Annotated in this window: 26 protein-coding genes and 3 pseudogenes; 19 read left to right on the forward strand and 10 right to left on the reverse strand. The window is 61.4% G+C overall.

The window, feature by feature from the left end; translation table 11 throughout:
• Positions 1–201 precede the first annotated feature (201 nt).
• Entirely contained in the window at positions 202–1098 is an 897-nt protein-coding gene (locus NKJ32_RS15900; RefSeq protein ID WP_023676118.1) for a LysR substrate-binding domain-containing protein, read from the reverse strand.
• 328 nt (positions 1099–1426) lie between these two features.
• On the opposite strand from NKJ32_RS15900, the pseudogene NKJ32_RS15905 reads away from it, so the two are divergent.
• The 3 genes and pseudogenes from NKJ32_RS15905 to NKJ32_RS15915 all read left to right on the forward strand — a co-directional run bounded on the left by NKJ32_RS15905 (position 1427) and on the right by NKJ32_RS15915 (position 4213).
• Positions 1427–2451: pseudogene (locus tag NKJ32_RS15905) on the forward strand (aldo/keto reductase).
• Between the two features lie 142 nt (positions 2452–2593).
• Complete coding sequence (locus NKJ32_RS15910; protein ID WP_023676116.1) at positions 2594–3316, forward strand: SDR family oxidoreductase; 723 nt, start codon at positions 2594–2596, stop codon at positions 3314–3316.
• 63 nt (positions 3317–3379) lie between these two features.
• Positions 3380–4213, forward strand: a complete 834-nt coding sequence (locus NKJ32_RS15915) for an SDR family NAD(P)-dependent oxidoreductase (RefSeq protein ID WP_023676115.1) — start codon at positions 3380–3382, stop codon at positions 4211–4213.
• Between the two features lie 134 nt (positions 4214–4347).
• Here NKJ32_RS15915 and tnpC read toward each other — a convergent pair.
• From tnpC to NKJ32_RS15930, 3 genes and pseudogenes are all read right to left on the reverse strand, one after another.
• A pseudogene (gene tnpC, locus NKJ32_RS15920) lies at positions 4348–5018 on the reverse strand (IS66 family transposase); the annotation flags it as partial.
• Between the two features lie 116 nt (positions 5019–5134).
• On the reverse strand, positions 5135–5731 hold the full coding sequence (locus NKJ32_RS15925; protein ID WP_036238319.1) for a response regulator: 597 nt from the start codon (positions 5729–5731) through the stop codon (positions 5135–5137).
• A 1-nt stretch (position 5732) separates the two neighbouring features.
• Positions 5733–5930 carry a hypothetical protein gene (locus NKJ32_RS15930; RefSeq protein WP_156937318.1) on the reverse strand — a complete coding sequence of 66 codons (198 nt, stop codon included), beginning with the start codon at positions 5928–5930 and terminating at the stop codon, positions 5733–5735.
• A gap of 251 nt (positions 5931–6181) precedes the next feature.
• On the opposite strand from NKJ32_RS15930, the gene NKJ32_RS15935 reads away from it, so the two are divergent.
• Together NKJ32_RS15935 and NKJ32_RS15940 are read left to right on the forward strand one after the other, a co-directional pair.
• Positions 6182–7963: a chemotaxis protein CheB gene (locus NKJ32_RS15935; protein WP_352634514.1), complete on the forward strand. Its 1782-nt coding sequence runs from the start codon at positions 6182–6184 to the stop codon at positions 7961–7963.
• 14 nt (positions 7964–7977) lie between these two features.
• Positions 7978–8319: a response regulator gene (locus tag NKJ32_RS15940; RefSeq protein ID WP_245274673.1), complete on the forward strand. Its 342-nt coding sequence runs from the start codon at positions 7978–7980 to the stop codon at positions 8317–8319.
• A 67-nt stretch (positions 8320–8386) separates the two neighbouring features.
• Here NKJ32_RS15940 and NKJ32_RS15945 read toward each other — a convergent pair.
• Positions 8387–10688, reverse strand: a pseudogene (locus tag NKJ32_RS15945) (FdhF/YdeP family oxidoreductase).
• Between the two features lie 146 nt (positions 10689–10834).
• Between NKJ32_RS15945 and NKJ32_RS15950 the strand changes: the two are divergent.
• From NKJ32_RS15950 to NKJ32_RS15970, 5 genes are all read left to right on the forward strand, one after another.
• Positions 10835–11053, forward strand: a complete 219-nt coding sequence (locus tag NKJ32_RS15950) for a hypothetical protein (protein WP_023676110.1) — start codon at positions 10835–10837, stop codon at positions 11051–11053.
• A gap of 34 nt (positions 11054–11087) precedes the next feature.
• Positions 11088–11525, forward strand: a complete 438-nt coding sequence (locus tag NKJ32_RS15955) for a GFA family protein (protein WP_352828017.1) — start codon at positions 11088–11090, stop codon at positions 11523–11525.
• 148 nt (positions 11526–11673) lie between these two features.
• Complete coding sequence (locus tag NKJ32_RS15960) at positions 11674–11832, forward strand: hypothetical protein (protein ID WP_023676108.1); 159 nt, start codon at positions 11674–11676, stop codon at positions 11830–11832.
• 127 nt (positions 11833–11959) lie between these two features.
• Positions 11960–12139 carry a hypothetical protein gene (locus tag NKJ32_RS15965; RefSeq protein WP_031193315.1) on the forward strand — a complete coding sequence of 60 codons (180 nt, stop codon included), beginning with the start codon at positions 11960–11962 and terminating at the stop codon, positions 12137–12139.
• Between the two features lie 3 nt (positions 12140–12142).
• Positions 12143–12361, forward strand: a complete 219-nt coding sequence (locus NKJ32_RS15970) for a hypothetical protein (protein ID WP_352590409.1) — start codon at positions 12143–12145, stop codon at positions 12359–12361.
• A gap of 43 nt (positions 12362–12404) precedes the next feature.
• Here the strand turns inward: NKJ32_RS15970 and NKJ32_RS15975 are convergent, their stop codons facing one another.
• A complete protein-coding gene (locus tag NKJ32_RS15975) occupies positions 12405–12671 on the reverse strand; it encodes a hypothetical protein (protein WP_352743931.1) in 267 nt (88 codons plus the stop codon).
• A gap of 446 nt (positions 12672–13117) precedes the next feature.
• Here NKJ32_RS15975 and NKJ32_RS15980 point away from each other — a divergent pair, with 446 nt between their 5' ends.
• The 9 genes from NKJ32_RS15980 to NKJ32_RS16020 all read left to right on the forward strand — a co-directional run bounded on the left by NKJ32_RS15980 (position 13118) and on the right by NKJ32_RS16020 (position 20942).
• The gene (locus tag NKJ32_RS15980; RefSeq protein WP_352614955.1) at positions 13118–13834 is read left to right on the forward strand and encodes a GntR family transcriptional regulator; all 717 of its coding nucleotides are present in this window, start codon (positions 13118–13120) and stop codon (positions 13832–13834) included.
• Positions 13834–14928: an LLM class flavin-dependent oxidoreductase gene (locus NKJ32_RS15985; protein ID WP_352455311.1), complete on the forward strand. Its 1095-nt coding sequence runs from the start codon at positions 13834–13836 to the stop codon at positions 14926–14928. The genes NKJ32_RS15980 and NKJ32_RS15985 overlap by 1 nt, the downstream gene beginning before the upstream one ends.
• The gene (locus NKJ32_RS15990; RefSeq protein WP_352782138.1) at positions 14928–15473 is read left to right on the forward strand and encodes a flavin reductase family protein; all 546 of its coding nucleotides are present in this window, start codon (positions 14928–14930) and stop codon (positions 15471–15473) included. Before NKJ32_RS15985 ends, NKJ32_RS15990 begins: the two co-directional genes overlap by 1 nt.
• Positions 15474–15564: 91 nt before the next feature.
• The gene (gene dctP / locus NKJ32_RS15995) at positions 15565–16542 is read left to right on the forward strand and encodes a TRAP transporter substrate-binding protein DctP (protein ID WP_352575487.1); all 978 of its coding nucleotides are present in this window, start codon (positions 15565–15567) and stop codon (positions 16540–16542) included.
• Positions 16543–16599: 57 nt separating this feature from the next.
• On the forward strand, positions 16600–17112 hold the full coding sequence (locus NKJ32_RS16000; RefSeq protein WP_352786778.1) for a TRAP transporter small permease: 513 nt from the start codon (positions 16600–16602) through the stop codon (positions 17110–17112).
• 3 nt (positions 17113–17115) lie between these two features.
• Positions 17116–18426, forward strand: a complete 1311-nt coding sequence (locus NKJ32_RS16005) for a TRAP transporter large permease (protein WP_352782135.1) — start codon at positions 17116–17118, stop codon at positions 18424–18426.
• Positions 18427–18452: 26 nt separating this feature from the next.
• A complete protein-coding gene (locus tag NKJ32_RS16010) occupies positions 18453–19172 on the forward strand; it encodes a hypothetical protein (RefSeq protein ID WP_352782133.1) in 720 nt (239 codons plus the stop codon).
• A gap of 42 nt (positions 19173–19214) precedes the next feature.
• A complete protein-coding gene (locus tag NKJ32_RS16015; protein ID WP_023676097.1) occupies positions 19215–19973 on the forward strand; it encodes an HpcH/HpaI aldolase family protein in 759 nt (252 codons plus the stop codon).
• Positions 19974–19985: 12 nt separating this feature from the next.
• Entirely contained in the window at positions 19986–20942 is a 957-nt protein-coding gene (locus NKJ32_RS16020; protein ID WP_023676096.1) for a C-terminal binding protein, read from the forward strand.
• 214 nt (positions 20943–21156) lie between these two features.
• Here NKJ32_RS16020 and NKJ32_RS16025 read toward each other — a convergent pair whose 3' ends face one another.
• From NKJ32_RS16025 to NKJ32_RS16040, 4 genes are read right to left on the reverse strand one after another with little or no spacing between them, the layout of a single operon-like run.
• A complete protein-coding gene (locus NKJ32_RS16025) occupies positions 21157–21636 on the reverse strand; it encodes a MaoC/PaaZ C-terminal domain-containing protein (protein ID WP_023676095.1) in 480 nt (159 codons plus the stop codon).
• 1 nt (position 21637) lies between these two features.
• Complete coding sequence (locus tag NKJ32_RS16030; protein ID WP_352782130.1) at positions 21638–22714, reverse strand: Gfo/Idh/MocA family protein; 1077 nt, start codon at positions 22712–22714, stop codon at positions 21638–21640.
• Entirely contained in the window at positions 22707–23036 is a 330-nt protein-coding gene (locus NKJ32_RS16035; protein WP_023676093.1) for an L-rhamnose mutarotase, read from the reverse strand. The genes NKJ32_RS16030 and NKJ32_RS16035 overlap by 8 nt, the downstream gene beginning before the upstream one ends.
• Before the next feature lie 9 nt (positions 23037–23045).
• A complete protein-coding gene (locus NKJ32_RS16040) occupies positions 23046–24158 on the reverse strand; it encodes a mandelate racemase/muconate lactonizing enzyme family protein (protein ID WP_023676092.1) in 1113 nt (370 codons plus the stop codon).
• Between the last annotated feature and the right edge of the window lies 1 nt (position 24159).

Consider the following 24159-nt stretch of genomic DNA (forward strand, 5'->3'; position numbering starts at 1 on the left):
GCGGGTTCCTTCCCTGGAGGCTTCCGGACGCCGGCCTCGAGCCACGCCATCTCAGTAGACGGCCGGCATCCGAAACCCATCACAACAGCGGACGTTGTTGGATTGCGATCCGCAGCACCAAGGTGACGAAGGCCGTCAATATTCTTCGCGTTGACAGCGGTTCTGTGGGAAGCGAAAGCTGCGTCCAATAGGAAGCTCGCGCTACCTCTTCTCCAGGCCTTTGAGATGTTCGATGAAGGCCCGCAGTTTGGGGTGAACTTGAGACCGCTGCGGGTAGTAGAGGTACACACCCGAGCTTGTCCCGGTGAAGTGGTCCAGAACGACTTCGAGCTTGCCGCTCGTCAACTTGTCGCTGATCGCTTCTTCAGGGCTGTAAACGACCCCTAAGCCGTCGACGGCCGCATCGATCGCCAGCAGAACATCATTGAGGATCAGCGGCCCCTTTACCTGAACCTCAAATTCCTTGCCGTCGCTCTCGAACTCCCACCGATCGTACACACGATTGCCAGCTCCCGCGCAGATGCAAGGATGGGCCAACAGGTCTTTTGGATGTTCAGGGTGCCCATGCTTGTCAAGGTAGGCCGGTGCAGCAGCCACAACCCATCGGACGGGACCGAAGAGTTTGAGCGCCACGACATCTTTGGCAAGGATGTCTGACACCCGTATTCCTGCATCAAACCCGCGCTCGAATATGTTGGTGGCCGCGTTCTCGAAGAAGATCTCAACCGTCACATCCGGGTACTTTTCGATAAAGGTCGCGATCAGCGGCCTAAGGAAGTTCGGATAGACTGTCTGCGGGACATTCAAGCGCAGACGACCGGCAGGCTTGTCCGCTGCGCTTCCCGCGTCCTTCATAGCGGAAAGGATCGCATCCAGCGCCGGTCCCGCCTGTTGCAGGAATTTCTCCCCGGCTTCGGTCAAGCTCGTAGCTCGTGTCGTTCTTGTAAGCAGGGTGACGCCCAGGCGAGTTTCGAGGTGTCTGATCATCTTGCTTATCGCAGGTGGCGAAACCCTGAGTGCTTCTGCCGCCGCCGTGAAGTTCCGCTTCTCGGCGACAAGCGCAAACGCCACAAGCCCATCAAGCTGATCCTTGTCCATTATGAACCTCTGGTTAATGTCGCATCAACTCGAATGCCATTTTTTGAAAGGAACGGCCATCGTATTCTGCGCTCACTCACGAAGACACAGCCGCAAACGCTGATGTGTTTCGGAGGTTGATCAAACCCAGTGGAGGTGCAGCACCATGAAGAACTATGCAGACGATTTCGAAACAGGCGCTCCCGAGATGCCAAGCCGCCGTAAATTGTTCGCCGCTGGGCTAGGCATCGCCGCAGCGTCGCTGCTGCCTCTTTCCGAGTCGAGAGCTCAAACGGCAACATCGGGTGCCGCAGCCACAGGTGCAAGGTCATCGAACCTTCAGCGTCGCATGCTCGGCTCGCTGGAAGTCTCTGCCATGGGGATGGGCTGCCAAAACTTTGCCGGGATGTACAGCCCGCCCACGAACAGGCAGGAGGCGGTGCGGATCATCCGGGCGGCGCATGACCGGGGCGTGACCTTTTTCGACGTCGCTGAAGTCTATGGACCCTTCCTGGGCGAGGATATTGTTGGCGAAGCGCTTTCGCCGATCCGCGACCAGGTGATCATCGCGACCAAGTTCGGCTTCGACATCACGCCCGAAGGCCGGGTCACAGGCGTCAACAGCCGCCCTGACAATATCAAGCGGGTGACCGAGCAACAGCTCCGCCGCTTGAAGACGGACTACATTGATCTTCAATACCAACACCGTGTCGATCCGACCGTGCCCGTCGAAGACGTGGCCGGAGCGGTGCAGGAATTGATCCGTGAAGGCAAGGTCCGCCACTTCGGCCTGTCCGCTGCAGGCGAAGCGACCATCCGCCGCGCCCACAAAGTGCAGCCAGTCACGGCGGTGCGGAATGAATACTCTGTCTGGACCCGCGATCCGGAGGTGGAGGTTCTGGCGACCTGCGAGGAGCTTGGCATCGGGTTCGTGCCATGGAGCCCGCTCGGCATGGGATACCTGACCGGTACAGTCACCCCCATGTTCGTGCATGGCCCTGCCGACCTACGGGCCAACCTGCCGCGCTTCACGCCTGAAGCCCGCCGCGCCAACTGGCCGGTGGTCGAACTGCTACAGCGTTACGCGCACGTCGTCAGGCTGCGCCCGGCCAGGTCGCCCTTGCCTGGTTGCTCGCCCGCAAGCCGTGGATCGTGCCCATTCCCGGCCCGATAACGGAGGACCAGATGGACCAGAACATGGACGCGCTGCAGGTCCAGTTGAGTGCGGCCGATGTCAAGGAGATCGATGACGGCTTTGCCCGGATCACGGTCCAGGGCGCGCGTCTGAGCCCACCAATGCTCGCGATGATCGATACCGGCGCAAAACTTGGAACGAGTTCCAAGGGCGGAACCGGCATGTCACCGGTCAGGTGACCAACCCACAAGAACCGACGGGCTGAAGTCTAGCCGGGTACCTGCGGCGCTTCTTGTCCGAGGCGCTGCCACCTCTGTGGTCCTCGCTCCGGTCTTTCCGGATCGGTAGGGCCAGCCAGAGAGCACAACGAAGGAGACTACCATGAATAACAACAATCGGGTCGCTGTAATCACTGGTGCATCCTCCGGAATCGGTGAGGCGCTGGCACGTGAGCTTCTTTCAGAAGGATATCGCGTAGCCCTTCTAGGGCGGCGCCTCGAGCGTGTCGCGGCACTCGCAGACGAACTCGGCGAAGGCGCTATCGCGATCCAGGCTGACGTGACCGACCGGGACTCCATCGCTGGAGCCGCCGCGCGCGTCCAGGAGTTCGGCGGCGCCGATGTTCTAGTCAATAACGCAGGCGTGATGCTCACAGCGCCGTTTGGATCGGACAAGCGATCCGAGCATCGGCAGATGGTCGAAACCAATCTCCTGGGTGCCATGACTGTGACTGAGGTTTTCCTTGACCAACTCCGCGCCAAGAAGGGAGATCTGGTGAACATCTCTTCTGTGGCAGGTCGCGTAGCTCCAGCCGGGTTCGCTGCCTATTCGGCAACCAAATGGGGGATCAACGGCTGGTCCGAGGCGCTTCGCGTCGAACTCCAGCCAGACATCCGCGTGATAGTCATCGAGCCTGGTGCGGTGGCGACAGAATTATCCGACCACATCACCCACGAGGAAAGCAAAAAGTCTGCTCAGGACTACCGCGACAACGTTGCAATTCCGGCTCAGGACATCGCCGAAATCATAGCCTTTGCTCTCAGCCGGCCGAAGCGGACGTCCCTCAACGAGATCCTGGTCCGCCCGACCGTGCAGGCGATGTGAACAACTGTCTTACAGCCCGCCGCAAGATCGGTGAAGGGCTGACAACATGAAAGGACACATGAGATGAGTAACAAAGTGTGGTTCATCACCGGGGCAGGACGTGGCCTCGGCCTGGACATTGCCAAGGCGGCCCTGGCAGCCGGCCACAAGGTGGTCGCGACTGGCCGTAATCCAGACAAGGTGGCGAACGCTCTAGGTGCTTCCGACGACCTTCTTGTCGTGAAACTCGATGTCACCAGGGCCGCTGACGCCGACGCCGCCGCGCAGGCGACCCTTGAGCGGTTCGGACGGATCGACGTGCTGGTCAACAACGCGGCCAGCTTCTACGCCGGGTATTTCGAGGAACTGTCTCCCAAGCAGATGCAGTTGCAGCTAAGCACGAGCCTTGACGGTCCGATGATCGTGACGCGGGCGTTCCTTCCGGTCATGCGCAAGCAGCGCTCCGGCCAGATCGTCTCGATCTCCTCGACGGCAGGTCTGATGGGCTTTGAATTCTGCACAGCCTACTCTGCTTCGAAGTTTGGCCTCGATGGCTGGATGGAAGCGCTGCAGACTGAAGTCGGTCCGTTCGGCATCGAGACGATGATCGTCAACCCAGGCTTTTTCCGCACGGAGCTTCTGACGGAGGAGTCCACCAGTTACGCGGAAATCGCGATCGAAGATTATCACGAGCGACGCACGGCACAGATTGCCTTCTGGAAGTCCCAGAACGGCAAGCAGGGCGGTGACCCCGCTAAGCTGGCACGCGCTCTAATCACGCTCGCTGAGCAGGACGAACTGCCACGGCGCTTCCTCGCTGGCTCTGACGCTATCCAGGTGGCGGAGCAGAAGATTGCTCTCTTGCAGCAGCAGATCGAAGCGTACCGAGAACTGTCGAGTTCTCTCGCCATAGACTGAGGACGCTGGAACGCCCTGAGTCCACACCCTGCGTGCGGGCTTTGGGGCATTCGCCGATCCTCTATCTGCGTACCTTCCGAAGTCCGCTTTGGGCCGACTGTAGTCTTCGGGGCCACATTACTTCCCTTGTAAGCCCAAGGCAGCAGCTCATCGATCCGGCTCTGCTTGTGACCGTTGACGATGGCGGTGAGCGTATTGGTCAGGTAGGCCTGCGGATCGACGGCGTTGAGTTTGCAGGTCTCGATGAGCGATGCGATGGTGGCCCAGTTCTCGGCTCCAGCGTCGTGCCCCGCAAAGAGTGCATTCTTGGGATGGTTCGCTCGACGCTGTTGTTGTCGATCTCGATGCGGCCGTCGGTCAGGAAGAGCTTCAAACCATCCCAATATTTGGCGATGTACGCCAAGGCCTCGCCGAGTGGAGACTTGGTCGCGACACGGGCGCGGTGATGGACGAGCCAGGTCTGCATGTCGGTGACCAGTGGCGTTGATCGTTCCTGTCGTCCGGCGAGGCGAGCCTCCGGATCAAGGCCACGCAGTTCGGCCTCGATCCGACCCAGTTCGCTGATCCGCTTGACGCCCTCTTCGGCGATAGGTGCTGCTCCGTTGCGGGTTATCTCCACCAGCTTGCGGCGAGCGTGTGCCCAACAATAGGCAAGCCGGATGTCCGAGCCGACACGGTCAGGTGCGATCAGTCTGTTGTATCCGGCATAGCCATCGACCTGCAGGATGCCGGAGAAGCCCTGCAATATCCGTTCGGCATGAATGCCCCGAGCGTAGGTGAAGGCCACACCAGGCGGAGCACCGCCGCAACTGGATGTTCTCAACCGAACAGGCGCGCCTCAAATTGGCCAAGGCCTATCCAAAGCCAACCGCCAAAGAGTGATAATCCCTGTGCAGAGGTAATAGTTGCCGGCGGGCATGGTCAGTGCAGCAGGTTTGCTCCGCGTGCCTTGACAATGTTTCGCATGATGCCGTTAAGCCAGTCCTCGGTGGAGGAACCGGATCGTCTCCTGTCGATCTCGCCGATCGCCTGCTCGAGCGTCCGCTCGACCAGCCGGTCGGAAGCGTCAACGTCTCCCAGCAGCAGACGCGCTGCGAGCCTGAGCTTAGGCAGCAGGGAAAATACGTCGTCTGACGGCTCGGTCGCCAGATTTCCGCTTGATGCTTTGGGCTCGGAGGGGAAGAGAGCATCGAAAACAGCCTGGCCGTCCGAGGATTTTCTGAGGCTGCTGGCATACCGAAGGCGCTCAGGAATAACGATGTCTTCGTCGCCGCTGAAAAACACGAACGGCACGCCGCGGCGCATCAGTTCGTCCGCGATCGGGAATACCCGTCTTCCGTTGAGATTGACGTCCAGGATTGCGGCTTCCGCCTCATCGGTATGCTTCGACGCCTGTTCGACTGTCGCCACGGGGCCAAGCACGACGGCGCCCATCTTGCTGAAATAACGTGCAAGATCGCCCGCCAGCATCCATTCGTCCTCGACGATCAGGATATGCAAGCCTTGCAGGTCGCGCACCTCATTGTTCCTTCTTTCTGCGGGAGTCACGGCTGTCGGCGCGGACTTGTACAAAATGACGGGACAAAGCCTCTTGCAACCGTTCCGCGCGCGCGAGCAGACGAGGCGGGATTTCTTCGGATACCGGGACCTTGGCCAGATCCGGCGAACGTAACGAGATTTGTTTTGCCGGCTTTATCTCAGGTGGTCGTTTTGCCATTGGAACCGCCTCGAAAACCGGATGTTAATGCCCACCGGCGGTGCTTTGTTCCGTTCGAGGACTATTTACTGGCCTGAGGCTCGGTCCGGTCCTAAAGCACGTCGCGTTTTGCCGGCCTCATGCGACGCGCTTTAGGCTGTTGTTTTTATTCATCTCGTTATCGCAAAACCGCTGCACACTTTTGCGCGACATGCATTAGTCTGAGGTCCGATTTGGCGGTTTCGCAGCCGCGGCTGTTACCGAGGCGTGGCATGGTATTCCAGAACGGAAGATTTCCCATTGTCGGCGTCGGCGCATCGGCCGGCGGCATTCCCGCGATGGAGGGCCTGTTCAAAGGACTGACCGGCGGCACCGGCATGGCGTTCGTCGTCGTCACTAATCTGAGCCCAGAACGCGAAAGCCTGCTGCATGACGTTATCGCACGTTACACCGGAATGCCGGTCATCGTCGCCGAGGAGGGCATGGCGGTCCAACCCGACCAGGTCTATGTGATGCCGCAAAACGTCGTCCTCACCATCCGTAAGGGCGCGCTTTCGCTACGCCGGCCGAACACGCTTAACCGCGAGCGCAAACCGATCGACATCTTCTTCCGTGCACTGGCCGAGGACCAAGGGGAGTACGCCGTAGGCATCATCTTGTCGGGGGGCGATTCGGACGGCACGCTGGGCGCCCGGGCGATCAAGGAACATGGCGGACTGACGATTGCCCAAGCCTCCAACGGTTCCGGCCCGCGCAACCCGGACATGCCGCAAAGCGCGATTTCGAGCGGCCTGATCGATATCGCAGCGCCCGCCGAGGAGATCGGCGCAAAGCTTCAGGCGTTTGGCCGCGGCTTCAATGTGCTGAACGGGCTGGCCGAGGGGGGTGGCGAGCACAAAGCTGACGTGGATCGGGCCGCCGATGAAATCGACCCCACTCTGCGCGGCCATTCCGGTCACGACTTTTCCAGCTATAAGACGAAGACGTTCTCCGCCAATGAAGAGGCGCAGTCGACTAATGAGGAGCTTGAGGCCTCGAAGGAGGAGAAGCAGTCGCTCAACGAAGAGCTCAGCACCATCAACGCAGAGCTGACCAGCAAGATTGAGGAGCTCGACCGCGCCAACAGCGATCTCAGAAACCTGTTCGAAAGCACAGAGATCGCAACCATATTCCTCGACCGCAACCTTGTGGTGCGGACCTTTACCCCCGCTGCATCGGCCTTCTTCAATCTGCGCCCATCCGATGTCGGACGGCCGCTGACCGACCTTTCAAGCCAGCTCGACTATCCCGAGCTGAGGCCTCACATCGAGGCAGTGCTCGAGACGGGAGAGATCCTGAACCATCACCTTGCGCGCGACGACAAGGGCCGGTTCTACCTGGTTCGCATCAACCCGTACCGGGACAAGAGCGGCAGCATCCAGGGCGTCGTCGTGACCCTGATCGACGTGACGACGCTGGCGCAGGCGGAAGAGCGTCAGCAGGTGCTCATCTCCGAGCTGAACCATCGCGTCAAGAACATGCTGGCGGTCGTGGCCAGCATCACCAACCGGACCCGTGAAAACTCGGCATCGAAAGAGGAGTTCGCCGAAGCCTTGATCGGGCGCCTGCATGCCATGTCACGAGCCTATAGTCTGCTCTCGCGCGAGAGCTGGACGGAAGCCTCCGTCGAGGAACTGCTGCGTCAGGAACTCGATCCCTTCGGCCCCGAACGGTTTGAGCTCGATGGCAAGAGGGTAAATCTCAAGCCGGCACAAGGGCTTTCCTTCGGCATGGCCATCCATGAACTGGCGACGAATGCCGCCAAGTATGGCGCACTGTCGAGGCCTGCCGGGCGGATAGTTGTCAAATGGTCGGTGGCCGACGGAACCTTCAAGCTCGTCTGGCGCGAGAAGGGCGGCCCCCGCATCAAGGAGCCAACCGACAGCGGCTTCGGCCTTACCCTTCTGCGCGGAGAAATCGGCTATAGGCTGGGCGGAAAAGTTGAAACAAGTTTCCGCTCAAATGGTTTGGAGGCGGAAATCGCATTTCCTCTGACCCGCGAGGGCTCGTCGTGACCGGAAAGGTGCGTGTGCTGATCGTCGAGGATGAATGGCTGATCGCCGACGATGCGGCGGCTTACCTGCGCAAAGCCGGCCATCAGGTGGTTGGACCTGTTTCGTCGGTGACGGCGGCACTCCGGCTCGTTGGCGAAGGCGGCGTCGACGCGGCGTTACTGGATATCCAGTTGAACGACGAAACCAGCTATCCGATTGCGGAAGCGTTGCGGACGCGTGGTGTTCCGTTCGCCTTCCTCTCAGGCTTTGGTGAACGCGAAATTCCGGCCGGGTTCCGCGCTTGCAGGATCGTGCAGAAGCCGGCGAGCCAGAGTGCGATCCTGAATGCCGTGGATGAACTCGCGCGAGCCGGCTGAGGTCGCGATTTGAAAGTCGCGCCAGGTCACATCGGCGTGGTGCGTGCCTGCCGCGAACGACGAACGCCTATGGCAATATCCGCACCGGTACCGATTTGACCGCCGGAACATGAGCCTTCTCGGCTCTGTGCCACAAAGGAACCAGCGGGTTGAGCTCGGGGTAGTAACCGGCGCAATTTCCCTCCGGCACCGAGTAAGGCGTGATGCGCAGTCCGTGCACGCGGCGCTCCACACCGTGCCGCGCGTTGGCTTCGAGATCGACCTCCTGTCCGGCGCTCAAACCGAGGCGCTGGATATCCTTTTCATTCATCAACAGCACCATGCGTGTGCCGCTGATGCCGCGCAGCCGGTCGTTGTAGCCGTAGACGGTCGTGTTGAACTGGTCGTTGGAGCGCACCGTGATCAGTGTCAGCACATCACGGCCGGCGACATCGATGTCAGGATCGGTTTCAAGGCCAGTTGGCAGCTTGAAATTGGCCTTCTTGTTCGGCGTCTCCCACACCCGCTTGCTCGCCTTGATGTCGCGATGGAAGCCACCGGGCGTCAGGAAACGCTTGTTGAAGTCGCGGAAATGTTGGGGGTAGCAGCGCTCGATTTCGTCGCGGATACGGGAATAGTCGCCAACCCACTCATCCCACGGGATCGAACTCCTGCCCGGCACCGTCGCCTTGGCGAGTTCGGCGACGATCCTGGGCTCTGAAAGCAGATGCGGCGAAGCCGGAGGTCGCGATCCGAACGAGCCGTGGATACAGGCGGTGGAATCCTCTACCGACACCCTTTGGTCGCCGCTTGCCTGATGATCTCTTTCCAGCCGTGACAGGCAAGGCAGCAAATAGGTTGTCCGCCCGGCGATCAGGTGGCTGCGGTTGAGCTTGGTCGCGATCTCGACATGCAGGTCGAGCCCACGCCAGGCTTTCTCGACCAGGCCGGTTTCCGGAACGGCCCGCACGAAATTGCCGCCCAGCCCGACGAAGCCCTTGACCGATCCGTCGATGACGCCTTCGCAGGTCTCGACCGTATCGCGACCTTTCTCGCGCGGCGGTTCAAAGGCGTAGAATTCGGCGAACTTGTCGAGCGGGACGAGCTCGGGCTTTTCCGATATGCCGACGGTGCGCTGCCCCTGGACATTGGAATGGCCGCGCAGCGGCGAAATGCCCGGCGCCGGCTTTTCCGATATTGCCGCGCATCATCAAAAGGTTGCACAGCATCTGGACGTTCTCGGTGCCGTGCCGATGCTGGGTCAGGCCCATGCCGTAATTGCCGATCACCGCGTTGGCATGGCTGTAGACTTCGGCGACATGTTCCAGGTCGGTCTGCGCAATGCCGGATCGCGCGACGATATCGCTCCACTGGGTTTTGCGCAGGAAGGCCTCGAATTCGGCGAAGCCATGCGTGTGTTCGGCGATGAAAGCCGTGTCGAGGACACGCCTCCTGCCGCTTTCGCGGGCGGCATCGTCGAGCGCCAGCAACGCTTTGGCGATACCCGTCATCGCGGCAATGTCGCCGCCGGAACGAACCTGGAAGTAGTCGCTGGACATTTTGGTGCCAGGCCCGGGCGACAGCATGTCGACAGGGTTTTGCGGGTTCTTGAAGCGCTTCAGTCCCCGCTCGGGCAAGGGATTGAAGGTGAAGACGGGCACGTTGCGTTGACGTGCCTCTTGCAGCGGATGCAGCAGGCGCGGCGCCGTCACCCCGGTGTTGTGCCCGAAGAAGAACATCATGTCGCATTTCGCAAAGTCTTCGAGCTGCACGGTCCCGACCGGCGAGCCGATCGATTCCGGCAAGCCGACCGAGGTCGATTCATGACACATGTTGGACGAATCGGGCAGGTTCGAAGACCCATAGATTCGCGCAAAAAGCTGGTACATGAACGAGGCCTCGAGCGAGGCCCGGCCGGACGTGTAGAACACCACCGATTTGGGATCGAGCCGCCCCAGTTCGGCAGCTATGTCGCGGAACGCATCGTCCCAGGAAACCGGCTCGTAACGGTCGGTGGCGGCACTGTAGCGCATGGGCTCTGTTAGCCTGCCCTGTTTCTCCAGATCGTGATCCGGCCAATCGAGCAGTTCCGTCACCGAATGCTCGGCGAAGAAAGCGGGTTCGCAGCGCAGCTTGGTCTGATCCCACATCGTCGCCTTGGCGCCGTTTTCACAGAATTCGAAAGGCCTCGGCTGGGCTGGCTTTGCCCATGAGCAAGACACGCACATATAGCCGTCGGCCTTGTTCTGCTTGAGCAGCGTGCTCCATATCCCGGACAACAGCAGGCCTTCGCCTCGCGCCTTGCGGACCAGTGATTTGAGCGATCCCCAGCCGCCTGTCGGGTGGTCGTATTTCTTGGTTTCGATGCGATCGGTTACGGCGGGTCTCATGCAAGCCACTCCCTGTAAGAAGAGCACTCATACGAACCCGCGGTGAGGCTGAATGTTCCGGGCTGGGTCCGTACCGTCACGCCGTCCGTCTAACCGGAACCATTTCCGCCATCGTTTGTTCGGCTCGAAGAAAGGAGCCGCGCAAAATGGAGCGACGTAATGCATTAATTGCGATGGTGATTTCGGCCATCATCATCGTCGGCCTTCTCATAGGCTTTTTGTACGGCGATATGGGCTGGCAGACTTCGCCGCTCAAAAGAGCCCCTGAACAGAACCAGGGTGGCAATGCTCCGGCCGATACCTCGCCTGCCGCCGGCATCAAGAAGAACCCCAAGGAAAATACCGAAATGCCAGGCCAGCAATGACGTAGGGCCAGCAATGAAATTCAGCAGCAAGGCAATGCCACGAACTGAAACGGGTTCCTGTTTTTGCGGCGCCATAACGGCGGAGATGCGCGGCGAGCCTTTCTGGATTTGCTCCGATCACGATGACGACTGCCGCAAGGCGATAGGAAGCCCTCTGTCGGTGTGGGTCGGTTATCGGCCTTCCGAATTCTCGTTGCTCACCGGCACACCGAAGACCTTTTCGAAAACCCCCGGCGTGCTTCGGTCCTTCTGTGCGGATTGCGGAACATCGATCGGCTATGTCGACCAGGGCCTGCCCGACGAACTCTATCTGGCGATCGGCTTCCTCGATCATCCCGAACGGTTTCCGCCGCAGGCCCACGCATATTGGGACATGAGGCTTCCCTGGGTCGACTTTCCAGACGAGCTGCCGCGGGTGGGAACGTATTCGAGGCGGCGCGATCCGGCCTTCGGAAATCCGGCGGAACGCTAGCCTGCTGCCCGCCTGCAGGTGGAAACGTACCGTTCGCAGCCTCGTACGAAAACGACAATTGGCGCGCGGCCGAAAACGCGCGATCATGTGCCCAATGGGCCGCCGTTTGGATGACAAGCTCGATTGCAAGGCGTGCGGGACGATCCTGATGGAGATTCCCGACAATCCGAAGGATTCGACGCCGATCCATTGCAGCAATTGCGGCGCCTATCTCGGCGAATGGGGCGATCTGCAGGAGGATTTCTTCAGGCAGGCGTTCGGTGCCCAGGCCTTCGATCTGAACAACGGAAACATCATCAAGAAATAATCCTGGATCCCGCCGGCCCCAAGCCACGGCCTGCGGGCCCGGCTGTTCGCGGCAATTGCTGTTCGGACCGGGCCATCGGGAACTTTTCTCCCGACCCGCTTGTTTGGATGGCGGAAGGAGAAACGCCATGAGCACAAAACCTCCGCCTGTGCCGCCGAAGAATCTGAGCCCAAAAGGCGCCGGTGACAAAAAATCGGTAGCAGCCGACCAGGCGCCGCAATCGACCGTGCCGGATCCCGACAAGCAGGGCCAGCAAGGCAATACGAAGGTCAACACCACCCATCAAGGCAACGTCCAGGATCGCTAGGTCATGTCCACGTCGAAGAAGACACCTGCCAGCATCCGCCAGGGCGGTCCCGGCGCCGCGCACGAAAACGCCAAGAAGCCGCTGAGCGTCGAAAAGCCGCCGGCCGACTCCGACCGTCGCAGCCACAGCAAGGTCTCTGGCGGCGGCGGCGAACGCGACAGCCACCATACCCACGACCCCGAAAAGAAAGGCGACACTCGGCCCGCGCATCAGGGCAAGTAAAATCGGGCGGCGACGTGACGATCGGTGGGGTTCGAGCGAAGTGTCAGCGGGGACGCCGCGCCGAGGCGAACGGCACGACATTGTCGACATTTGCCACCGGCAAATCGAACAACATCGGAAGCCCCCGCGTCGCGGCCATCTCAACGATCAGCTCTTCGATGGAGTGATTGGTCAGACGGGTCTCGACGCCCAGCCGGATCATCGCCGCCAGCTTGTGCACCGGCACTGGCACGGACTTCGCCCGGTCGTCGAGCAGCTTGCTGATTTCGATCACGACGTCGGCGTCGATATTCCTGGGCAAGTCTCGCATAAGCGCCTCCCCGCCAAACGAAACGAAAAGCCCGCCGCACCTTTCGATACGGCGGGCGATCCAGTAATGCGTACCGGCGAGGGGATCGGGGTGGGCGTGCCGGCGCGCGCAGATCGCAAGTAATTTTAGTTAAATCCGTCAACTTCGATGTGTCACGGAAAAACGTCTGTACGTTTTTTACTGAACGCGCGGATCGTTAGCTGTCCCCGCCGTCGCGCGACGCGGCAGCACGGATGGCGCGATCCATTGCCCTCCGGACAGTGAACTCAAACAGTATACATTATAAACTTAAAACATCTTGCCCGGTGATCCAGCCTATGCTCCACTTGAGCCGGGAACATGGCTGACAGGTCGATTTCTGCCAACACGTGGCTGAATTTCAAACGGCACGACCGCGAGAACACAGCCTCAAACGATATACGAAATCTTCGCATGGGAAGGCGTGGATGACGGAAACGATAGAGCTCAAACGGGTTGGCGATGGCAATCTGCGTGCCCAGGTCTATCAACAAATCCGGCTGACGATACAGCATGGCGAATTGGCGCCTGGCCAGAAGCTCGTCGACGTCGATATTGCCGCCCAGCTCGGTATTTCCAGAATGCCTGTTCGCGACGCCTTGATGCAGTTGGTGCATGAGGGCTATCTCGTCGGCACCACACGCGGCTTCACCCTGCCCACGCTTACCGCGACGGATGTCGCCGACATCTTCGAGGTCCGCCGCTTGCTCGAGCCGCGTGCCGCCGCGCACGCTGCTCGGACACTTGACGCCGCTGGCCTCAAGACCCTGGCAGCCGCGCTTCGGGAGGCCGAGGCTGCGGCCGCCGCCGGCGATGCCGACCGCTTTTTCCAGGCCAATTCGGCATTCAGAAATTGTTGGCTCGGCGCCGTCGAGAACGAGCGCCTTTCACAAACCATTGCAAGGTTCGCCGACCACGTGCTCGTCGTCCGCTTAAGGACGCTGTCGCACCAGCCGACGCAGGCCGTTATCGTTGCCGGCATGCGCGCAATCTATGAGGCATTCGTCAAGCGCGACGCCGTCGCCGCTTACGACCGCATGACCCACTTCATTCAGAACGCCGAGGAGCGTTTCATGAAGCTTAGCCCACCGTTTCAAAACTCCAACGGTGAAGGTGAGGGCATGTCGCGGCGGGGGAAAGCATGATCAGGAAGCAGCACCCGCTGAAAGGGCCGAACAGGTTCAAGCTCGGCGTCTTTTCAATGAATGCCGATGGCGGCCTGGCAATGACCACCGTTCCCGAGCGCTGGCGTGCCCGCTGGGAAGACAACCTCAACTCCGCCTGTATCGCCGATCGCGCCGGCCTCGAGTTTCTGCTGCCGATCGCCCGCTGGCGCGGCTTCGGCGGTCTGACGCATGTACGGGAATGGTCGTTCGAGACTTTCACCTGGGCGGCGGGCCTTGCTGTCGCCACCGAGAACATCGGCCTGTTCATGACGGTGCATGTGCCGCTGGTTCATCCGCTGCAGGCTGCAAAAGCGCTGGCGACGGTCGACCACATCTCCAACGGGCGGGCCGGCTTGAACATCGTCTGCGGCTGGAACCCGGACGAGTTCGCCATGTTCGGGCAGACGGTCGGCGAGCGGACCTACGATCAGGCCGAGGAATGGATCAACATCATCGTGCGTGCCTATCAATCGAGGGAGCCGTTCGACTTCAGCGGCGAGTTCTATGATCTGAAGGGTGTCGTCAGCCGGCCGCCTAGCCTGCAGGCGCCGCGACCGGTGACCATGAACGCCGCCTTCGGCGCGCCGGGGCGCAACTACGCAGCGCGCCACTGTGACTATTTGTTTTCGACTTTTTCCGAAATCGCCGACGGCCGTGCGCATGTGGTCGACATTACCAACCGCGCGGCCGAAGTCGGGCGCGAAGTCGGCGTCTATACGGTCTGTCACGTCGTCTGCCGGGAGACCCAGCAGGAAGCCGAGGACTACTACCGGCACTACGCGCTGGAATGCGCGGACGAGGGTGCGGTCGACGAGCACATGCGCAAGAAGAAGGAATTCGCGAACTCGCACGATGCGAAGGCTTTCACCGAATATCGACAAAGGTTCGCCGGCGGTGCCGGAACGTTCCCGCTCATCGGCACGCCGGAAAAGATCGTCGACGATCTCACTGAGATCATGGACCAGGGCTATTCCGGCGCCGCCCTTACATTCGTCAACTACACCTACGAATTGCCCTTCTTCTGCGACCGCGTGCTGCCGCTGATGCGCCAGGCCGGGCTTCGAGTCAATTGATGCCGGCGGCCGCCATTCCGACCCCGTGGGTGCATGGGCACGACGCCATCAATCCGCGCGCCTTCAAGCAGGCGATGCGGGCCGTGGCGGGCTCGGTCGCCATCCTCGCGTCGGAACATGACGAGATCGGTTTTTGCGGCATCACGGCGACGGCCCTCTGCTCGTTCAGCGCCGAGCCGCCGTCGCTGCTGGCCTGCGTCAACCGCGGCAGCACCTTTGCCTCGGCCATTCGCGAAGACTTGCCGTTTTCGGTCAATCTTCCCGCCGGCGACCAGGAGAACGTTGTGCGTGCCTTTGGCGGCATGACCAAAGCCAAGGGCGCCGCGCGGTTCTCGTCCGGATCATGGGTGCGTGGCGAAACCGGCGCGCCCTTGCTTGTCGGCGCGCGGGCAATGTTCGAATGCCGGGTGGCCGAAATCATTGTGCGGGCGTCGCACATGATCGTCATCGGCATCGTCTCGGGCGTTGCGCTGGATCGCGCTGACCGATCGCCGGTCTTCTACGCGCATGGGCGGTTCCTGACAGTAGGAGATGATGTCAACTAACCGCCGTTCGCGTGGCGGCGCAGCGATCGCAATTTCAGATCGGCCCGATCATGGGCCGGTTCATGGACGAACTATCAAAGGGAGTATGGCAATGCGCATTTGGAAATCCCTTGTTCTGGCTGCACTCATGTCGGGTGTGGCGGGTATCGCCGCGGCCGAAGAGGTCGTCCTCAACGCCGTGCATTTTACACCGACGCAGAACGGCTACGCCCAGAGCTTCCTGAAGTTCGTTCAGGAAGTGAACGAAAAGGGCAAGGGCGTGGTCCAGATCAACGTCCGTGGCGGGCCGGAGGTCATTCCGCCGATCCAGCAGGGCGCGGCGCTCAGGAGCGGCCTGATCGACGTGATCGACACACCGGCAGGGCAGTTCCTCGAACTCGTGCCCGAAGGCGAGGTTTTCTCCGCATCGACGAAGACGCCCTGGGAGGTTCGCGACAATGGCGGCTGGGATTTCATCAACGGAATTTTCGAGAAGAAGGCCAATGCCCATCTGCTGGCGCATGTCGACGCGGGCTCGGGCTTCAACGTCTTCACCGTCGACGAACCCAAGCTCAACAGCGAAGGCAGCATCGACTGGGGCGGCCTGAAAATCCGTTCCTCGCCGCTCTATCGCGATTTCCTCGAATCGCTAGGCGCGACGGTGATCGTGCAGGCGCCGGGGGATGTCTACACCTCGCTCGAGCGCGGCGTCGTCAATGCCAACGCGTATACCGTATTTGGCTATGCGTCGTTCGGCTGGGACAAATTCACCAAATACCGTGTCGACCCGCAATTCTTCAAAACCGATGTGCTGATCTCGATCAACAAGGCCAAATGGGACACGCTGTCGCCCGAGGCGCAGAAGCTGCTTGCCGACACGGCCGTCGAATACGAGCGCGTGAGCTATGACGCCAATCTCGCCGAGTCCGAAAAGCAGGCACAGGCAATGATCGGCGGCGGGCAGAAGGTGATCAGCTTGACCGGCGCCGGCCGCGACAAATTCCTGGCGGCTGCCACGCAGGCGAGCTGGGCGAGAATGACCAAACGCGATCCCACCAACATCGATCAGTTGAAGAAATTCTTCCAGTAGCCCGAGCCGAGGGCGCTGGTGCGCCCTTCATCAAGGTGGACATGAGGGTCGTCGGGAATGGACAGATTGTTTGCAGCGATCGGGAAGCTGAGCCTTGCGTTGGCCGCGGCGGCAAAAGCGGTGCTTGGCCTCATCATCGTCGCGGTGGTTGCTGATGTGTGCGTCCGCAATCTCGGCCTGAGGCCGCTTGCCTGGGCGGTGTCCGCGACGGAATACGGCCTGCTCTATGCGGCATTTCTGCCGATGCCCTGGCTGGTCCACAGCAAGGGCCATGTCTTCGTCGAGTTCCTGCGCCAGGCGCTGCCGGTGCGGGCACGGGCGGTGCTTGAAAAGCTGGTCTACCTCGCCTGCATTGCCGTCAGCCTCTACCTCGGCAGCGTCGCTCTGTCTTCGCTGACAAGTGCCGTTGCGGGCGGCGAATACGAAACGCGCAGTTTCGATATGCCGAAATGGCTGGTCTTTCTGCCCATCATGCTCGCCTTCTATCTCTCGGCGCTGGAATGGCTCAGATATCTGCTCGGCCGTGACACGCTGTACACGCTCGATCCGCTGGAAATGGAAGGGCTCTGAGTAGTGGCCTGGCTGTTTCCATTCGCTGTGCTCGTTGGCACCATCCTTGTCTTGATGGGCCTTGGGCTGCCGGTCGCCTTCGCATTCTTCGTCACCAATGTGATCGGGCTGTACATGTTCTTCGGCGGTTCGATCGGCGTGACGCAGATGGTCGCCAACTTCTCCGACGCTGTCTCGACCTATGCGCTTGCCCCGCTGCCGATGTTTCTCGTCATGGGCAGCCTGTTCTTCCGCTCCGGCCTCGGCGAGAAAGTCATCTATGCGCTCGACCTGTGCATCGGCAATCTGCGCGGACGCCTCGCCTATGTCGTCCTCGCCGCCGGCACGATCTTTTCCGCGCTGTCAGGTTCCAGCCTCGCCAATACCGGCATGATGGGCTCGCTGATGGTGCCCGAGATGCTGAAGCGAGGCTACAAGCCGCATATGGCCTACGGCCCGGTGCTTGGCGCCGGAAGCCTTGCCGTCATCATCCCGCCATCCTCGCTGGCCGTCTTGCTCGGCTCGCTTGCCCAGATCGACGTCGGCGCGCTGCTCATAGCGGGGGCTCTGCCTGGACTGCTGCTCGTTGTCATGTACGCGGCCCTGATCTTCGCGCAGACGAAGATCGATCCGGACGCCGCTCCGCACTATCCGGTACCCGCCGTTCCCGCGGCCGAGAAGGTGAGGGCGGTCGCCGTCAACATCATTCCGATGAGCGTCATCGTGTTCATGGTGGTCGGCACGATCATCCTTGGGATAGCGACGCCGACGGAATCGGCCGGACTCGGCTGTGCCGCCGTCTTCGCCTTGTTGTTTGTCTACCGACGGTTCAGCTGGTCGGTTGTCTGGAAGTCGCTGGACGATGCGATGAAGGTCACCGGCATGACCTTCCTGATCATCTCGGCTTCGACGACGTTCTCGCAGATATTCGCCTTCTCCGGCGCCTCCAACGGCTTTATCCAGTTCATCGTGGGCTACGATCTTGGACCGTATCCCATGCTGCTCATGATGGTGCTCGTCATCCTGCTGCTCGGCATGTTCATGGATCAGGTCTCGATGATGCTGATCACGCTGCCGATCTTCCTGCCGATCGCCCAGCAATTCGGCTACGAGCCGGTATGGTTCGGGCTGATCCTGCTGCTCGCCTACGAGGTCGGCTTCACCACGCCGCCGTTTGGTCTGCTGCTGTTCATCATGATCGGCGTTGCGCCGAAAGGCACATCGCTCAAGACGGTTGCCATGGCTGCGGCGCCGTACATCGCGCTGACGCTTCTGCTGATCCTGCTGATTGTCCTCTTTCCGCAGATCGCTCTCTTTCTTCCGAATTTGATCTAGTCGAACTCGATCCAGCAGGTGTCCACATGCGCTTTGCCTATCTTGCTTTCTTTCATGATGACCGCGAGGCAAATTTGGCCATCGCCGGCGAAGATGTTGACGCCGTGCGGCGTGTGATTGCTTCAACGCCGGGTCTTGCGCTTGCAAACATCTATCTACCCGAAGTGGCGACGGACATGTTCAACAACGATGGTCCACCGCCGGTCTTTGGCTTCCAGCTCTATTTCGACGAACTGGCGGACATGGAGGCGGCGCTGGCGCCGTCCGGCCATCTGCAGGCGCTTGCCGCACCTGGTATGCTGTCGAGCATCGCCGGTTCGAGGCCGACGCAACAGGCAATGTGCGTGCGTCCGTTTCCCGTCGACGACGCTGGCGTCAAGACGTCCGGGCTCCCCTGCAGCTATCTTGTCCACTATCCCGGGCCGGCCGAAGACATGAATGCCTGGCTCTACCACTATGTGACGCATCATCCGCAATTGATGCGGGGCTTTCCCGGCATTCGCCACATCGAGGTTCTGTCGCGACTGGATTGGTGCGGTTCGCTGCCCTGGCCGCGGGTCGACCATATGCAGCGCAATCGCGTCATGTTCGACAGCCCAGCGGCGTTGACGCACGCACTGCAATCGCCGGCGCGGCTGGAGATGCGCGCCGACTACAAGACCTTCCCGCCGTTTTCAGGCGGCAGCCGGCATTTCCCGATGTCGACGGAAGCCATGCCTCCTTTGTCGCGGACCACCGCAACCTAGCGCGAACAGTTTTCGCCGACGCCGAAAATTTCTGGAGATTTCATGTACGACTTTCGCAAGAAATGTGTCTCTCTCGATCGCCTCATCGGTACCTTCTGTGCCATCCCGCACCCTGTGGCGGTCGAAGTGGCCGCCGCCAGCGGGGTCGATTTCCTGTGCATCGACTGGGAGCATTCGCAGATCGGCCGCGAACGGCTCGAGGATCTGATCCGCGCCGCCGATGTCCACAGGATTCCCGCGATGGTGCGCGTTCCCGGCCACACGCCGGAGTGGATGGCGGCCGCGCTCGACGCCGGCGCGTCGGGTGTCCTGGTACCCCGCGTCTCCACGGCCGAGCAAGCGCGCATGGCGGTCATGGCCTGCCGGTACCCGCCGGTCGGCGCCCGCGGTGTCGGCCCGGGCCGCGCCGCCGGTTATGGCTACAGGATTCCGGACTACCTCAAATCGGCCAACGAGGTCCTGACGGTCGCCATCCAGGTCGAGACGGCCGAAGGGCTCGCCAACATCGACGACATCGTCCAGGTCGACGGCGTCGACGTGGTCTTCATTGGCCCCGGCGACCTGTCGGTCTCGATCGACGCGATGGGGCCGGCCGGCCAGGACAAGCTCAATGCCGCGATTATGAGGATCGCGGCCGCGGCGCGCACGGCGCGCAAGGCCGTCGGCATCTTTCGCCCTTCGGCGGATGATGTCGGCAAATGGTCGCGGCACGGCATCAGCTTCTACATGCTGGCCAGCGATACGATGTTTCTCGGGGCCGGCCTTGCCGCCGGCGTCGCCTCGGCGCGCAGCGCCTCATAGCAAGAGTTTGCCATGAAGATCATCAAGACCGACGGCGTGTTGTCAGTCGAGGAAGAGCAGCTGCGCTACCTCGACGGCTTGAGCGCCGAGTTTGTCGAAAAGACGCTGCTCACGGAAGATGCCCTGATCGAACACTGCCGCGACGCCGACGCATTGATGGTATTGCGGGAGCCGATCACGGCTCGCGTTTTGGCGGAACTGAAGAGGCTCAAGGTCATCGGGCGGTTCGGCGTAGGGCTCGATTCGATCGACGTCGAGGCCGCCAGCCGTGCCGGTGTTCAGGTAACCTACGTGCCGGACGCCAATCTGGTTGAAGTCAGCACCCACGCCATAGCCCTGATCCTGGCCTTGACGCGCAGGCTGAAACAGTTCGACAGCGCGGTGCGCGCCGGCCGCTGGGCTGCAATGACCGACGGCGCCGGCATCACGCGGCCCGACAGGCAGATCCTCGGCCTGATCGGCTTCGGCCAGATCGGGCGGCTGACTGCCGAGCGGGCGCGGGTCTTCGGCTACCACATCATCGCCTACGACCCGCATATGCCGGCCGAGCGCATCGCGGCCAGTGGTGCCGAACCGGTCGGCTTCGACGATCTGCTGGCCAGGGCCGATATCGTCTCGCTGCACGTTCCAGCGACACCGGAGACCAGAAACATCATGTCGGCGCAAGCCCTGTCGCGGATGAAGGAAGGGGCGATACTCATCAACGTGGCCCGCGGCGGCCTGGTCGACGAGGTCGCATTGGCGGACGCGATCCGGCGCAGCCATCTGGCAGGCGCCGGCATCGACACGTTCGAGCGGGAGCCGCCTTCGCCCGACAATCCGCTGCTGGCGCTGGACACCGTCCTGGTCAGTCCACACGCGGCGCACTACTCGACCCAGTCTTACGCGGAGGTTCGCAACAAGGTGTTTGCCGATGTCGCATCGGTCCTGCGCGGCGGCAAGCCGGTATATCCGGTCAACCGGATATGACCAATTCCCGATGTCTGCACCACCTCTATCCGCCTGCTCCGCGGAACCCAAGTCCTGCAAGTCGGCGTTCGCAGGGCGATAAGGGGCAGCGCAACCTGTCGCGGTTGTCCGGTTTGCCACATTTTGTTCTTGCTTTGTGCCGGCAGCTATGCTACTAATTTGCGTATGGTGCTGATTCGCACCGAGGACCCGCCGCAAGGCGGTTTTTTTGTCTTTAGGTTTCAGCGCCATCCGTCGAGGCTCTGCTCGGCTTGTCGCGACGCTCGACGATGTAGATGTGATCGGCGACCAGCACCACGTCGCCATGCTGGTTGATCACCTCGCAGCGCTCGACGACCCGGCCTGAATCGGGTCGCTTCGGGTCGTCTTCCCTAGCCGAGATGGTGGTGCGGGTCCTGATCGTATCGCCGATGAACACCGGCTTGATGAAGCGCAGCCGGTCGTAGCCATAGGAGAAGGCAACCGGGTTGACGACGCTGGCCGTCAGCCCGACGCCGACCGAAAACACCAGCGTGCCGTGGGCGATGCGCTGGCCGAACGGCGTCGTCTTCATGAACTCGGCGTCCATGTGGTGGGGAAAGAAATCGCCGGTATGGCCGGCATGGACGACGAAATCGGTCTCGGTGATGGTGCGCCCGCTGGTCATGCGCGACGAGCCGATCCGGTAGTCCTCGAAATAGACAGTCTGCTCCATGTCAGGGCCTCGCCGCGATCGGTGTTGCCGGCGCCGCGCTCGATCGGTAGGCGGCTTCGACCAGCGCCATCGTGTTCCAGCCGTCTTCGACGGAACTGACAAGCTCGGCGTCCTCGCCCGACGCGTAGCGCTGGACATTGGCCATGCGGCCGGCAAAGGCGTCCGGAAACCATGCGCCGACGAGTGGAACCGCAACCCAGTCCGTGCCGCCTTTGGGGTAGATTTCGAGAATGTCCGGCTCGCCGCGCGGATAGTCGAGGTTGACGCCCAGTTTGAGGTAAGCGGCGCCTTCGGTGCCGCAGATGCGGAATTCGCAGGCCTGATGTTTTCGACCGAATTTGTGATCGTGATTGATCGACAGTGCACAGCGCACGGTGTCGCCATAGTCGAGGATCGCGCTGGTGCGCGTTTGCGCAACCTTATGGCCGGGGTGGCCGAGTGTCTTGGCATGAACCCCCTTGGGGTCGCCGAGCAATTGCCGGATCAGGTCGAGATAATGGATGGAATGCATGGTGATCTCGACGCGCGGCGCCTGCAACAGGAATTCCCAGAGCTGCCAGGGTGTCGCCAGCGCCAGCCATGCGTCGAAATCGACCACGTCGCCGAGCCAGCCCTTGGCGATCGCATCCCTGAGCGCCAGCATCATCGGCGCGAAGCGCAGCTGGAAATTCACCGCCGCCTTCAGGCCTTTGGAGCGGCAGATTTCGAGGATGTCGGTCGCCTCGATGAGATTGCTGCCCATCGGCTTCTGGATCAGCGCCACCGCACCATCGGGCAGCGCCCTGAGCACCCCGGCATGATAGGCCGGCGGCGTCGCCAGATCGAAGACGGCGTCCTTGATTGACGCAGCTTCCTCGACCGACCGGTAAGCGGTGACGCCCCATTTCTGCGCCAGTCCTTCCGCCTTGGCCAGGTCGGGGTCGAAAAGCCCGGCAACCGGGAAACCGGCTTTCCCATAGGCCGGGAAATGCGCATCGCCGACGATCGAGCCGGCGCCGAAGATCACGATCGGCCTAGGCTTTGACGGCTGTGCCCAGGCCTGGGAGAGCGAGGCAGGATCGAAAATGTCATCAGTCATAATGGAAGACTTCGTCCATCGACGCCCACCACTCGCCCTCCTTGCGGGTCGGCAGCGGCTCCTGGCACGGCATGCAGAGCGCCCACCATTCCTGCGTCGTGGGATCGGCGGCCATCTTCGCCATGTCGGCGGCATAGTCGGTGCCGTGGTACTCGAAGGTGCTGAACAAAAGGTGCTCCGGCTCCCTCAGATAAATCGAATAATTCTTGATGTTGCAGGCGGAAATCATCTTGAGGACGTCCGGCCACACAGCAGCGTGAAGCCGCACATACTCGGCGACTTTCTCCGGCTTGAGGCCGAGCACCATTCCCATTCGCTGCATGTCCGCCTCCTATTTTTCTATCGCCATGGTGAATTCCGCGATGCTCTTCGCCTTGATCGCATCCCAGTCCCAGTCGATGCCGATGCCGGGTTCGTCCGGTGCCAATGCGTGCCCGTCCTCGATACGCATTTTCTTGCCGGTCAGCTGGTCGAGCTGGGGAATATACTCGACATATCTGCCGTTCTGAACGGCGCATGTCAGGCTGACATGCAGTTCCATCAGGAAATGCGGGCAGACCGGTATGTCGAACGCCTCGGCTGCATGCGCCACCTTCAGCCACGGCGTGATGCCGCCGATGCGGCCGACATCGACCTGCACGATCGAGCACGCGCCCTTCTGCATATATTCGCGGAAATGCCGGATCGAGTAGAGCGACTCGCCGACGGCGATCGGCGTCGACGTCGCATTCGACAGGCGGATATGGCCGTCTATGTCGTCGGCCGGCAACGGTTCCTCGATCCAGGCGAGATCGAGTTCACGCAAGCGCTCGGCCCGGCGGACTGCCTCGTCGACCGAGAAGCCCTGGTTGCAGTCGGTCATGATTTCGTAGGAGTCTCCAACCGCCCGGCGCACCGCCGTCAGCCGGACAAGATCCTCGGAGCCGTGCGGCTTGCCGATCTTGACCTTCGAGCCGCGAAAGCCCTTGCCCTTGGCGGCCAGCGCATCCGCGACCAGCGCCTCGGTTTCGATATGCAGCCAACCGCCTTCGGTCGTGTAGAGCGGGCAGCGGTCCTTGGCGCCGCCGGCCAGCTTCCACAGCGGCAGCCTCTGTTTCTTGGCCCGCAGGTCCCAAAGGGCAGTGTCGATGGCCGCCAGCGCGATTGCCGTGATCGCGCCGATCGTCGTGGCATGGGTGGCGAACTCCAGCTCGTGCCAGATCGCCTCGATCATGTCGGCATCGCGGCCGATCAGCCGCGGCGCAAGGTGGTCGGCCAGCAGCCGCATCACCGAAGAGCCGCCCGTGCCGATCGTATAGCTGTAGCCGGTGCCGACCGCGCCGTCGGCGTCGGTGATGGTGACGATCGGTGTTTCCTGGCTGACAAAACTCTGGATGGCATCGGTGCGCTTGACCTTCGGCACCAGGTCGACCATCCGCAGTTCGATTTTCTCGATCTTTGCCATG

It is taken from the genome of Mesorhizobium sp. M0159 (assembly GCF_040322295.1).
GTDB lineage: Bacteria > Pseudomonadota > Alphaproteobacteria > Rhizobiales > Rhizobiaceae > Mesorhizobium.